Source organism: Mesorhizobium opportunistum WSM2075 (genome assembly GCF_000176035.2).
GTDB classification, from domain to species: Bacteria; Pseudomonadota; Alphaproteobacteria; order Rhizobiales; family Rhizobiaceae; genus Mesorhizobium; species Mesorhizobium opportunistum.
Genome location: NC_015675.1, coordinates 1,315,087 through 1,327,938, shown reverse-complemented (window position 1 = coordinate 1,327,938; position 12,852 = coordinate 1,315,087). Strand labels below are relative to the sequence as shown.

Annotated in this window: 12 protein-coding genes; 3 read left to right on the top strand and 9 right to left on the bottom strand. The window is 62.8% G+C overall.

Annotation, left to right across the window (positions count from 1 at the left end; genetic code table 11):
- The first annotated feature begins 20 nt into the window (after nucleotides 1–20).
- The 3 genes from MESOP_RS06305 (at nucleotide 21) to msrB (ending at nucleotide 2,164) form a co-directional block, all read left to right on the top strand.
- Complete coding sequence (locus tag MESOP_RS06305) at nucleotides 21–467, top strand: GNAT family N-acetyltransferase (RefSeq protein WP_013892494.1); 447 nt, start codon at nucleotides 21–23, stop codon at nucleotides 465–467.
- A 6-nt stretch (nucleotides 468–473) separates the two neighbouring features.
- On the top strand, nucleotides 474–1,664 hold the full coding sequence (locus MESOP_RS06300; protein WP_013892493.1) for a vWA domain-containing protein: 1,191 nt from the start codon (nucleotides 474–476) through the stop codon (nucleotides 1,662–1,664).
- Between the two features lie 95 nt (nucleotides 1,665–1,759).
- The gene (gene msrB / locus MESOP_RS06295) at nucleotides 1,760–2,164 is read left to right on the top strand and encodes a peptide-methionine (R)-S-oxide reductase MsrB (protein WP_013892492.1); all 405 of its coding nucleotides are present in this window, start codon (nucleotides 1,760–1,762) and stop codon (nucleotides 2,162–2,164) included.
- Nucleotides 2,165–2,229: 65 nt separating this feature from the next.
- Here msrB and MESOP_RS06290 read toward each other — a convergent pair whose 3' ends face one another.
- The 9 genes from MESOP_RS06290 to livM form a co-directional block, all read right to left on the bottom strand.
- Entirely contained in the window at nucleotides 2,230–2,523 is a 294-nt protein-coding gene (locus tag MESOP_RS06290) for a hypothetical protein (protein WP_013892491.1), read from the bottom strand.
- The gene (locus MESOP_RS06285) at nucleotides 2,524–2,964 is read right to left on the bottom strand and encodes a hypothetical protein (protein ID WP_013892490.1); all 441 of its coding nucleotides are present in this window, start codon (nucleotides 2,962–2,964) and stop codon (nucleotides 2,524–2,526) included. It lies immediately after the preceding gene.
- A gap of 147 nt (nucleotides 2,965–3,111) precedes the next feature.
- On the bottom strand, nucleotides 3,112–3,372 hold the full coding sequence (locus tag MESOP_RS06280; RefSeq protein WP_010912082.1) for a DUF2312 domain-containing protein: 261 nt from the start codon (nucleotides 3,370–3,372) through the stop codon (nucleotides 3,112–3,114).
- A 162-nt stretch (nucleotides 3,373–3,534) separates the two neighbouring features.
- Nucleotides 3,535–6,993 carry a pyruvate carboxylase gene (gene pyc / locus MESOP_RS06275; RefSeq protein WP_013892489.1) on the bottom strand — a complete coding sequence of 1,153 codons (3,459 nt, stop codon included), beginning with the start codon at nucleotides 6,991–6,993 and terminating at the stop codon, nucleotides 3,535–3,537.
- Nucleotides 6,994–7,286: 293 nt separating this feature from the next.
- Nucleotides 7,287–8,405, bottom strand: a complete 1,119-nt coding sequence (locus MESOP_RS06270) for a branched-chain amino acid ABC transporter substrate-binding protein (protein WP_013892488.1) — start codon at nucleotides 8,403–8,405, stop codon at nucleotides 7,287–7,289.
- Nucleotides 8,406–8,542: 137 nt separating this feature from the next.
- Nucleotides 8,543–8,890 (bottom strand): DUF6867 family protein, encoded by a 348-nt coding sequence (locus MESOP_RS06265; protein WP_013892487.1) that lies wholly within the window; start codon nucleotides 8,888–8,890, stop codon nucleotides 8,543–8,545.
- A 105-nt stretch (nucleotides 8,891–8,995) separates the two neighbouring features.
- Nucleotides 8,996–9,724 (bottom strand): ABC transporter ATP-binding protein, encoded by a 729-nt coding sequence (locus MESOP_RS06260; RefSeq protein ID WP_013892486.1) that lies wholly within the window; start codon nucleotides 9,722–9,724, stop codon nucleotides 8,996–8,998.
- Nucleotides 9,724–11,256: an ATP-binding cassette domain-containing protein gene (locus MESOP_RS06255; protein WP_013892485.1), complete on the bottom strand. Its 1,533-nt coding sequence runs from the start codon at nucleotides 11,254–11,256 to the stop codon at nucleotides 9,724–9,726. Before MESOP_RS06255 ends, MESOP_RS06260 begins: the two co-directional genes overlap by 1 nt.
- A complete protein-coding gene (gene livM, locus MESOP_RS06250; protein ID WP_013892484.1) occupies nucleotides 11,256–12,851 on the bottom strand; it encodes a high-affinity branched-chain amino acid ABC transporter permease LivM in 1,596 nt (531 codons plus the stop codon). The genes MESOP_RS06255 and livM overlap by 1 nt, the downstream gene beginning before the upstream one ends.
- Nucleotide 12,852 lies beyond the last annotated feature (1 nt).

The following is a 12,852-nucleotide window of genomic DNA, read 5'->3' as shown; positions in this document are numbered from 1 at the left end:
CAGATTTCAGAGGGAACGAAATGACCGAGATTGTAGTGCGCCCGCTTGCCCAATCCGACCATGCCGACTGGCGCCGCCTGTGGACCGACTACCTGACCTTCTACGAGACCAAGCTGCCGGAAGAGGTCTACGCCGTCACCTGGAAGCGGCTGTTCACTCCGGGTGAGTTCGAGCCGAAAGGCTTCATCGCCACACTGGACGGCAAAGCGGTCGGTCTCACGCACTACCTGTACCACCGCTCCGGCTGGTCGGAGAAAAACAACTGCTATCTGCAGGATTTGTTCGCCGACCCGGACGTCCGCGGCAAGGGCATCGGTGCCGCACTGATCGAGGCGGTCAAGCAGGAAGCCGGCAAGATCGGCGTCAAGAATGTCTACTGGATGACGCACGAGACCAACACCACCGCGCGCAAGCTTTACGACCACGTCGCCCGCCGCACGGGCTTCATCGAGTATGATTTGCTATAGCCGGCCATGTTCATCCCTTTCTTCCTCGAACTGAAGGCCGCGCGCGTTCCCGTCTCGCTCAGGGAATATCTGTCGCTGCTGGAGGGTCTGGAAGCCGGGTTGGTCGACTACGACGTCGAAGGTTTTTATTACCTCGCGCGCGCCGCCTTGGTGAAGGACGAGCGCCATATCGACCGCTTCGACCAGGTGTTCGCGCATGTCTTCAAAGGCATCGAGGCGCTGGGCGGACCGGACGCGGTGGATGTCGCCAATATTCCCGAGGAATGGCTGCGCCGGCTTGCCGAAAAGCATCTGACCGAGGAAGAGAAAAAACTGGTCGAGGCGCTCGGCGGTTTCGACAAGCTGATGGAGACCTTGAAGCAGCGGCTCGAGGAGCAGAAGGGCCGCCACCAGGGCGGCTCGAAATGGATCGGCACTGGCGGCACCTCGCCCTTCGGCGCTTATGGCTACAATCCCGAAGGCGTGCGCATCGGCCAGCATGAAAGCCGCAACCGCCGCGCGGTGAAGGTATGGGACAAGCGCGAATTCCGGAATTTCGACGATGCCGTCGAACTCGGCACCCGCAACATCAAGATCGCGCTGAAGCGGCTGCGCCGCTGGGTGCGCGAGGGCGCCGAGGAGGAATTCGACCTGCCCGGCACCATCCATGCCACCGCCGAGCACGGCTATCTCGACGTGCAGACGCGGCCCGAGCGGCGTAACGCCGTGAAGCTTTTGATGTTCTTCGATGTCGGTGGCTCGATGGACGATCACATCAAAAGCGTCGAGGAGCTGTTTTCGGCCGCCCGCGCCGAATTTCGCCAGCTCGAATATTTCTATTTCCACAACTGCCTCTATGAGGGCGTGTGGAAGGACAACCGGCGCCGCCATGCGGAGGTGATCCCGACCTTCGATCTCCTCCACAAATACGGACCGGACTACAAGGTGATCGTCGTCGGCGACGCCTCGATGAGCCCTTATGAGATCGCCCATCCCGGCGGCTCGGTCGAACACTGGAACCCGGAAGCCGGCGCTGTCTGGCTCGCCCGTCTGCTGCGGCAATGGCCGAACGCGGTATGGCTCAATCCGGAGAGCGAAAAGAACTGGGGCTTTACCCATTCGATCGCGATGATCCGCGACATCTTCGGCGGCCGCATGTTCCCGCTGACGCTGGCCGGGCTCGAAGGCGCGACTAAGCAGCTTTCAAGGAAGCATTGAGTGCGCCAGAACTGGCCATGCCGGTAACAAACGCCTATCTTCGGGCGAATATGAGGTTGCAACCAATAACGAGCCGCCAAGGCTGAGGAGATCACATGGACACCCACACCTATCCCGTTACCCGCACCGACGCCGAATGGCGCGCCCGGCTGACGCCGGAGCAATATGCGGTCATGCGCGGCCACGGCACCGAGCGTCCGGGAAGCTGCGCCTTGCTCTACGAGAAGCGCGCCGGCACATTTTCCTGCGTCGGCTGCGACCAGCCGCTGTTCGAATCCAAGCTGAAGTTCGAGAGCGGCACCGGCTGGCCGAGCTTCAACGACCCGGTGCCGGGTTCGGTCGAGAACACAATCGACCGCAGCTACGGCATGGTCCGCACCGAATGCCACTGCGCCCGCTGCGGCAGCCATCTCGGCCACGTCTTCGAGGACGGCCCGCCGCCGACCGGCCTGCGCTACTGCATCAACGGTGTGGCGCTGAAATTCGAACCGGCCGCCTGAGCGGCGCCTTATGGCTCTGAAAAAGGGCGGCCTGGGCCGCCCTTTTTCATGCCTGGTGCCGTTCTTCAGACGACCACTGTGGCGATAAGCCAGAGTGCGGAGCCCAGCAGCATCAGCGAGGCCTTGGCACCGCTTTCGGTCGTCCGCCACACGGCCGACGTCAGGAAGATGTTGTAGGGCACCGGCGCGAAATGCACCGCCAGAACCAGCCACAGCGGCAGCTTCAGGCCGAGCAGGACCAGCGCCAGCGCCGAAGACGCCATATTGATCAATGTCCCGACGAGCAGCATGTCGCGCCAGAACAGCCGGCCGAGCGGCACCTGGCCAAGCCACCGCGAGCGGAAGAAATCCGCGATCACCTACCCCTGCCCCAGGACTTCGGCAACGGCGCGCTCGACACGCGAACATTCCGTCACCAGCCAGTCGGTCATCGCCGGCCAGTTGTCCTCGGCATAGCAGTTCACCCGCCACATCGAATTGATGCCGAGGCCCTCGCAACTTTGCTCCGGCCTGAGCTTCAGCCTCTCTTCGATCGCCGGCTGGAACGGCTTCAGCCGCGACCAGCTCTGCGTGGCGCCGAACTTCTCGTTGCGGCCGAAGAAGACACCGACATGGTTCTGCGCCGGCGCGACATACATGGACAGGACCAGGGCGAAATCGGGCAATCCGCGCTGCCAGAACCAGGGTCCACGCCGCGCCAGCCGCGCCCTTTCTTCCGGATGCCGTTCGGCGAACAGCGACCAGAAGCCGCGATGGCGGAATTCCGAGGCGCGACGGCCGCCAAAATCGAATTCGCTCATGGTTCGAACCGTATCTCCAGCAACCGCATCGGGCGCCGGACGCCAAAGCAATTCCAGGAAAAGTGAAAACGGTTTTCCGTCCGGAATTGCGTCAACAAAGAGATAGCGCAATTCGCCGTTTCCGTGAAACGGCGAACTGCGCCAGTCTTAGACCATGCCGAGCGCGGCCATGTACAGATCGAGGATGGCGTCTTCCTCCTGGCGTTCGGCCTGATCTTTCTTGCGCAGACGGATGATGGTGCGGATCGCCTTGGTGTCGAAGCCGGTGCCCTTGGCCTCGGCGAACACTTCCTTGATGTCGTCGGCGATCGTCTTCTTTTCTTCCTCGAGTCGCTCGATGCGCTCGATGAGGGCACGCAGCTGGCCGGCGGCAACAGTCTGGCTGGTCTCGGTGATATCGTCGGCCATGTTTTTCTCCAAAAAATCGGTTCTGCGCCGCGACTCGGGGACCGTGCCACGGCGAATTTCAGCGGTTCGATGCCCGACCAGGGGCACGGGGTCAAGCGGTTATCGAACAGCGCACTGAGGGCTGCCGACAGAAGCCGACAGCCTGCCCGCTTGCGCGAGGTTTCAGGCGAAGGCGATCAGCAGATCCTTGGCATCGATTTGGTCGCCGGCCTTGACCAGCACCTCGGCGACCGTGCCGTCGCGCTCGGCATGCAGTGCCGTCTCCATCTTCATGGCTTCGATGGAGAGCAGCACGTCGCCGGCCTTCACCGCCTGGCCGGCGGCGACCGCAAGCGCGGAGACCACGCCCGGCATCGGCGCGCCGACATGCGCCTCGTTGCCGGGTTCGGCTTTGCGGCGCGCCTTGGCGGCGGAAGCGCCATGCGCCCGGTCCGGCACCTTGACGCGACGCGGCTGGCCGTTGAGCTCGAAGAACACGGTGACCATGCCCTTGTCGTCGACATCGCCGATGGCCAGGCACCGTATCACCAGTGTCTTGCCCTTCTCGATGTCGACGAAGATCTCGTCTTCCGATTTCATGCCGTAGAAATAGGTCGGCGTCGGCAGGACGCTGACCGGGCCGTATGCTTCCTGCGCCGCGGCGAAGTCGGAAAACACCTTCGGATACATCAGCCACGAGGCGAACTCGTATTCCGAGAGCTTGCGCTCGAGCTTCTCCTCGATCTCCTTGCGGCTGGCCTTGAGATCGGCGGGCTTCAGCAGCGAGCCGGGCCGCGCCGTGATCGGCTTGTCGCCCTTCAGCGCCTTTTTCTGCAGCGCTTGCGGCCAGCCGCCCGGCGACTGGCCGAGATCACCGCGCAGCATCGAGACGACCGAGTCCGGGAACGCGATGTCCCTGGCCGGGTTCTCGACATCGGCGACCGTCAGGTCCTGGCTCACCATCATCAGCGCCATGTCGCCGACGACCTTGGACGACGGCGTCACCTTGACGATGTCGCCGAACATCAAATTGACGTCGTGATAGGTCTGCGCCACCTCGTGCCAGCGCGTCTCCAGCCCAAGGGAGCGCGCCTGTTCCTTGAGGTTGGTGAACTGTCCGCCCGGCATTTCGTGCAGGTAGACTTCCGAGGCCGGTCCTTTCAGGTCGCTTTCGAAGGCGGCATACTGGTTGCGCACCGCTTCCCAGTAGAACGAGATTTTGCGGATCCATTGCGGGCCGAGGCCCGGATCGCGCTCGGTGCCCTTCAGCGCCTCGACGATCGAGCCCAGGCAAGGCTGCGACGTGTTGCCGGAGAAGGCATCCATCGCCGCGTCGATGGCGTCGACGCCGCTCTCCACCGCCGCCAGCACCGTCGCCGCCGACAGGCCTGACGTGTCGTGAGTGTGGAAATGAATCGGCAGGTCGGTCGCCTCGCGCAGCGCCTTGAACAGCACGCGGGCAGCACTCGGCTTCAGCAGGCCGGCCATGTCCTTGACCGCGATGATATGGGCGCCTGCCGCCTGCAACTCGCCCGCCAGCCCGACATAGTATTTCAGGTCGTACTTGGCTCGCGCCGGATCGAGAATATCGCCGGTGTAGCACATCGCCGCTTCGATCAGCTTGCCCTCGGCGCCGACCGCGTCCATGGCGACGCGCATGTTCTCGACCCAGTTCAGGCAGTCGAAGACACGGAACAGGTCGATGCCGCCGGCAGCGGCCTGCTTGACAAAATGCTGCACGACATTGTCGGGATAGTTGGTGTAGCCGACGCCGTTGGCGCCGCGCAGCAGCATCTGCAGCAACAGATTGGGTGCCGCCTCGCGCACCAGCGACAGCCGCTCCCAAGGGTCCTCGGTGAGGAAGCGCATCGCCACGTCGAAGGTCGCGCCGCCCCAGCATTCGAGTGACAGAAGCTGCGGCAGGGCGCGCGCATAGGTGCCGGCGATGCCGGCAATGTCATGCGTGCGCATGCGGGTCGCAAGCAGCGACTGATGCCCGTCGCGCATCGTCGTGTCGGTGACCAGAACTTCCTTCTGCTCGCGCATCCAGGCGGCGAACTTTTCCGGGCCGAGCACATCGAGCTTCTGCTTGCTGCCGGCGGGGACGTTGCCGTTGAGATAGGGCACCACGGGCGGCGCCGCATCGGCCTTCGGCATCGGCCGGCCGCGCGTCTCGGGATGGCCGTTGACGCTGACATCAGCCAGGTAGTTGACGAGCTTGGTCGCCCGGTCCTGCCGCTTGACCTGCTGGAACAGCTCCGGCGTCGTGTCGATGAACTTCGTCGTATAAGAATTGTCGGCGAAGCTCGGGTGATTGATGATCGCTTCGAGGAAAGTGAGGTTGGTGGCGACGCCCCGGATGCGGAACTCGCGCAAGGCGCGGTTCATGCGCGCGATGGTCTCGGCCGGCGTCGGCGCCCACGCCGTCACCTTCTCCAGCAGCGGATCGTAGAAGCGGGTGATGACAGCGCCGGAATAGGCGGTGCCGCCATCAAGGCGGATGCCGAAGCCGGTGGCGCCGCGATAGGCGGTGATGCGGCCGTAATCCGGGATGAAATTATGCTCGGGATCCTCGGTCGTGATGCGGCACTGCAAGGCGTGGCCGTTCAGCCTGATGTCCCTCTGCGCCGGCACTCCCGATTCCGGCGTGCCGATGGCGAAGCCGTCGAGAATGTGGATCTGGGCTTTGACGATATCGATGCCGGTCACCATCTCGGTGACGGTATGTTCGACCTGGATGCGCGGGTTGACCTCGATGAAATAGAACTTGCCGGTATCGGCATCCTGCAGGAACTCGACCGTGCCGGCGCCGATGTAGCTGGTTTCGCGCGCGATCTTCAGCGCGTGGCCGCAAAGCTCCTCGCGCTGCGACATTTCGAGATAGGGCGCGGGCGCACGCTCGACGACTTTCTGGTTGCGGCGCTGGATCGAGCAGTCGCGCTCGAAGAGGTGCACGGCGTTGCCGTGGGTGTCGCCAAGTACCTGCACCTCGACATGGCGGGCGCGTTCGATCAGCTTTTCGAGATAGACCTCGTCCTTGCCGAAGGCGGCTTTCGCCTCGCGCTTGCCTTCCGTGACTTCGCGGGCGAGATCGGCCTCGGCGCGGATGGCGCGCATGCCGCGTCCGCCGCCGCCCCAAGAGGCCTTCAGCATCACCGGATAGCCGATCTCCTTGGCCAGTTTCTTGACCGCGTCCATGTCGTCGGGCAGCGGATCGGTGGCGGGGATCACCGGCACGCCGACCTCGATGGCGAGATTGCGCGCCGCGACCTTGTTGCCGAGCCGGCGCATCGTGTCCGGCTTCGGCCCGATGAAGGTGATGCCGGCCTGCGCGCAGGCCTCGGCGAATTCGGGGCTTTCCGACAGAAGCCCGTAACCTGGGTGGATCGCATCGGCGCCCGAAAGCCTGGCGACGCGGATCACTTCCTCGATCGACAGATAGCTCTCGATCGGCCCCATGTCCTTGGCGAGATGCGGGCCGCGCCCGACCTGGTAGCTCTCGTCGGCCTTGAAGCGGTGCAGCGAATATTTGTCTTCCTCGGCCCAGATCGCCACGGTTTTGAGGCCCAGCTCGTTGGCCGCGCGAAAGACGCGGATGGCGATTTCTGACCGGTTGGCGACGAGGATCTTCGTGATGGCCAAGGACTGGGCTCCAGCAGCGGAAGGGAAGAGAAACCGGCGCCATGATTAGCGTGAAAATGCTGCAGTGCAAACAAAATCAACGCCCATTTAAACCGATTTAAATCAATTATCCGGCCAACACTCGCACGCATTCGCTCGAACGGACGGAACAAGGGCGACAATTTCGATCCTGGATGCGATCTCTCCGGCCCAAGGAGGGCCGGCGAAGAGGGGCATCAGCCACCGGAATGCGCCAAAGAAAATGCCCGGCGCGTGGCGCCGGGCATCATTGGTCTCAGATCTGTCTGAGTGGATTACGACTTCGGGAACCAGGAATACTTTCCGTCGTCCTTCTTCTTCCACTCGTACATGATGTAGCCTGGCAGCTTCGGGTCGCCCTTGGCGTCATAGGCAAGATCGCCCAGAACGGTCGGGAACGGACCGTTTTCATGCATCGCCTTGGCAACGGCCTGCGGGTCGTTCGTCTTGGCGGCAGCGGCCGCCTCGGCGACCACCTGCACGGCGGCGTAGGCGTAGAGCGTGTAAGCTTCCGGCTCGAAGCCCTGCGCGCGGAACTTCTCGACGAGTTCCTTGTTGGCCGGGATCAGGCGTGGGTCGGGGCCGAACGTGTTGAGCGTACCGGCGACGGCGTCGCCCGCGATCGCCGCAAGCTCGTCCGTCACGATGCCGTCGCCCGACATCATCGGTGCCTTCAGGCCCTGATCCGCGGACTGGCGGATGATCAGGCCGGCTTCGGTATGCAGGCCGCCCCAGTAGATCAGGGTGACGCCGGCTTCCTTCATCTTGGCGATCAGCGCCGAGAAGTCCTTGTCGCCGACATTGATGCCTTCATACATGACTTCCTTGACGCCAGCGGCATTCATTGCCTTCTTGGTTTCGTCGGCGAGGCCCTGGCCATAGGGGGTCTTGTCATGAATGACGGCGACCTTGGCATCCTTGAAATTCGCGGCGATGTAGGCGCCGGCGATGCTGCCTTGCTGATCATCGCGTCCGCAGGTGCGGAACACATTCCACAGGCCGCGCTCGGTGAACTTCGGGTTGGTCGCGGCCGGCGTGATTTCGACGATGTTGTTTTCAGCGTAGACTTCCGAGGCCGGGATCGACACGCCCGAGTTGAAGTGGCCGATCACGAACTTGACGCCGTCGCCGACGAACTTGTTGGCGACCGAGATGCCCTGCTTCGGATCGGAGACGTCGTCGCCGATTTCGAGCTTGATCTGCTCGCCGTTGATGCCGCCCTTGGCATTGATCGCAGCGACGGCCGCCTCGGCGCCCTTCTGCAACTGTGCGCCGAAGGCCGCGTTCGGGCCCGTGATCGGACCGGCGACGGCGAACAGTACGTCAGCCCACGCATTGCCGCTGAACGCGATCAGCGCGGTCAGGGCAACAGCGGACAAAAGTGACTTTTTCATTTAAACGCTCCCATTAACGGAGTGGGCGTGGATGAAGCTTTCATGCGATGCCCACCCTTATCGCAGAAAGCATAGTTTGCCGATTTTCAGGCACTTGTCACGCCGTTTCATCCCTGACGCGGCGTTAATGATGAACGTCAACCTTTCGGTTTCCAGCTCAAAATCGAAGCTCTTTCGTAGAGCCAATTATACTGTGTGACCATCTGGTTGGTTCGTGTGTATTGATAGCCGACGAAGCCCAATATCATCAGCACGATTGTGTCTACGATATAGTAATGCAGCGAGAACATCGTGCCGTCGAACAGCGCATGATGGATGAAGCGGATGCCGATGCCGAGCCCCAGCAGATAGGCGAACAGCTGGATAAAGCTGCGCCACGTCTGGGCGCTCGCCTTCCCGGTCATCCAGGCAGCCCAGCCGCCGAGCAGGCAGGTGACGAAGAAGAACTGCCAGATCGACGGTTCCTCATAGAGAATGCCTTGCATGGTGAAGTCTCCCTGGCATGATCCCGAAAAGTTGCAGACTTTCGGACAAAGATCATGTGACAAACAATTTGGAGCGGAATGCCGGATGCACATCCCGCTCCAAACTCAATGATGTCCGCCTTCGAGATAGGCGGCACGCACTTCCGGATTGGCGAGCAGTTCCTTGCCGGTGCCGCTCATCGTCACATTGCCATTGACCATGACGTAGCCGCGCGTGGCGAGCTTGAGCGCGCCGAACGCGTTCTGCTCGACCAGGAACACCGTCAGCCCTTGCGTGCGGTTCAACTCGCGGATGGCGTCGAAGATCTGCTTGACGATCAGCGGCGCCAGCCCCAGCGACGGCTCGTCGAGCAGCAGCAGTTTCGGCCGCGCCATCAGCGCGCGTCCGATCGACAGCATCTGCTGCTCGCCGCCCGACAGCGTACCGCCACGCTGGGCGATGCGCTCCTTCAGTCTCGGGAACAGCGTGAACACCTTCTCGACGTCCTCGTCGTAATGTTTGAGGTTGTCGAGGCTGGCGCCCATCTGCAGGTTTTCCATCACCGTCATGCGCGGGAAGATGCGGCGCCCCTCCGGCGATTGCGCGATGCGCATGCGCGCGATCTCGTGCGTCGGCATCTGGGTGATGTCGGTGCCGGCGAAGGTGATCGTGCCCGAGCGGGCGCGCGGCGCACCGAAGATGGTCATCATCAGCGTCGACTTGCCGGCGCCGTTGGCGCCGATCAGCGCCACGATCTCACCCTCCCTGACGGTGACGTCGACACCATTCAGCGCCCGGATGTTGCCGTAGTAGGTCTGCACACCCTTGATATCGAGGAGCGTTGTCCCGGCCATCACTTGCTCCCTCCGCGCTTGCCTGCGGCAGGCTTGGCAGCAGTCTTCCCGGAAGCCGCTTTTGCGGTCTTCCCGGAAGCATGGCTGGTCGCCACCTTGCCCGCATCGACGCGGCGCGAGAATTCCGTATCCTTGCCCTGGCTGAGCAGCTTGGCCTGCTTGACCCATTCCTCGCGCGTGATGCGTCCATCGAAGGCGAGATAGGCTTCGACCGCCTCGACATCGGCCTTCTTCCAGGCGCCGATCTGGTCGAAATGGAAGATGCCGTGTTCGTTGAGCTTCTTCTCGTTGACTGTACCGATGCCTTTGATGCGGGTCAGATTGTCGGCCTTGCCGCCACGTGGGGCAGCGAGGCGGTTCGAAACGCCTTCGGCCTTCGCCGCGGGCGCCTTGCCCGTCGTTTTCGTCGCGGCCGTTTTCTTGGCCGCCGGTTTCTTCGCTGCCGTTTTCGCCGCCGGGGCCGGGCTGGCGACGATTGGCCTGCTTGCCACGCTCGCTGCGCGCGCATCGAACTGTGCCGCCTTCGAGGCGCCCTTGGACACCGTAACGCGCTCACCTTCGCTGTGGCTAACCGTGTCGCTCACCGGCCCGGCGAGATACGACGATGACGTGCCCGGCCCATGCGCGGAATCCGGACCGGTATCGAGCTGTTCGATCACGTCCTCGTCGCCGACTTCGGTCAGCACGGTCTCGACCTCCTCGTCGTCGACGCCGAGATAGGCAGCGATGACGCGGGGATCGGTTCGCACCGACTGCGGGTTGCCGTCGGAGATCTTGCGGCCGTATTCCAGCACCACGACGTGGTCGGAAATCTTCATGACCACCGACATGTCGTGCTCGATCAGCAGGATCGAGGTGCCCGACGTATTCTTGATGTCCATCAGCAGCGTATTGAGCGCCAGCGATTCCTTCGGGTTGAGACCGGCCGCCGGCTCGTCGAGGCACAGAAGCTCCGGCCCGGTGCACATGGCGCGCGCGATCTCGAGCCGCCGCTGCGCGCCGTAGGGCAGGTCGCCGGCCGGATCGTCGGCACGGTCGACGAGGTCCGCCTTCTCCAGCCAGTGCTTGGCGAGTTCCACCGATTCGGCCGAGGCCTTGCGATAACCGCTGAAGCCGAACAGACCAAGCACCGTATAACCGGATGCCTTCATCAGCTTGTTGTGCTGGGCAACCAAAAGGTTCTCCAGCAGCGTCATACCCGAGAACAGGCGTATGTTCTGGAAGGTGCGCGCCACCTTGGCGCGCGCCGGGATCTCGTGGTTGGGCAGCCGCTCCAGCAGGTAGCTCGAGCCGTCGGCCCGGTTGAGTGTGATCATGCCTTCCGACGGCTTGTAGAAGCCGGTGATGCAGTTGAACACTGTGGTCTTGCCGGCGCCGTTGGGACCGATCAGCGCCGTGATCTCGCCGCGCCTGGCGGTGAAGGACAGGTCGCCGATGGCGACCAGGCCGCCGAACTTCATCGACAGGTGATCGACCTGCAGGATAGTGTCGTTCATGCCCGGGCTGGTCTTCTCGATCGGGTTCGCGTTCATCAGCCGTGTCCTTCTTTGGTAAAGGAACCGGAGACAGCCCTTCGCTCTTTCAGGAAAGCGGTCGGTTCGCGACTGCCGACGAAGCCACGCGGCTTCCACAGCATGACGATGACCATCGCCATGCCGAAGAGAAGCATGCGGTAGAGTTCGGGCGTGAAGTCCGGCCCGAAGATTTGCTTGAGGAAGTCGAGTTCGCGTAGTGCCTCGGTGCCGCCGATCATCACCATCGCGGCAACCGCGATGCCGACCAGCGATCCCATGCCGCCGAGCACGACGATGGCCAGGATAATGGCCGATTCGAGGAAGACGAAGGATTCCGGGCTGACGAAGCCTTGCCGTGCGGCGAAGAAAGAGCCGGCGAAGCCACCGAACATGGCACCGGTGGCAAAGGCGGTCAGTTTCGTCGTGGTGGTGTTGATGCCGAGCGAGCGGCAGGCAATCTCGTCCTCGCGCAAAGCTTCCCATGCACGGCCAACAGGCAGACGGCGCAGCCTGATGGTGACGAAGGCGGTGAGCAGGCAAAGGCCCAGGATCAGGTAGTAGAGGAAGATCTTGTAGTAGGCGCCCGACTGGGCGATGCCCAGCACCTTGGCAATGTAGTTCGGGTCTGACACGTTGAACGACATCAGGCCGAAGAAGCTGACCTTGGGAATGCCGGAAATGCCGGCTGAACCGTTGGTGACCTCACGCCAGTTGATCAGCACCAGGCGGATGATCTCGCCGAAAGCCAGCGTGACGATTGCCAGATAGTCGCCGCGCAGGCGTAGCACCGGGAAGCCGAGCAGCACGCCCCACAGCGCCGCCATGGCGCCCGCGGCCGGCAACAGGATCCAGAAAGACAGGCCGAAATGCGTGGCGAGAAGTGCATACGCATAGGCGCCAAGTGCATAGAACGCGACGTAGCCGAGGTCGAGCAGGCCAGCGAGGCCGACGACGATGTTCAGGCCCCATGCGAGCATCACATAGATCAGGATCTGGATGCCGAAATTATCGACCCATTTCAGCGAGCCCTGCATCCCCCCGACAATCGACCAGGCGTTCAGCGACAGCACTGCGATCACCAGGATCGGATACAGCACCAACGCCGTGATCCCCAATTTGGTGAAGTTGGCATGGATGAAGGCGCGGAAGTAATAGATCACGCAAGCCAGCACGTAGATGACGGCCAGGGCGCGCAGGAATTGCAGATAGCCGGCCGGCTCTGCTCCCACCCATCCGGCGAGAGAACTGTTCAATGCAAACAGCAGCACCGCCGCGACAACGGCCGCGATAAACCACGGCAGTTGGAAGAACCGTGACGCCACGCTGGCCGGCAACAGGCCAGTGGCAACATTGGTTATCTTCTGGCTGGCCATAAACGGCTGGCCGTAGGCGACATAGAGGAAGCGTCCGACGGCCGTGGCGATCACCACGGCGGCCAGCAGGCCCCAGCGCGTCGTCACGACCAGTTCATTGGACATGTTCTGGCCGGTCTTCAGCCCGATGAACAGCACGAACAGGCCAAGCGAGATGGCGCCGGCATAGAACGCTTCCTTGAGGGCGCGTTGGACAGGGGTGGCGACGGTGTCGCTCTCGGGAGATACGGTGACGGCCATG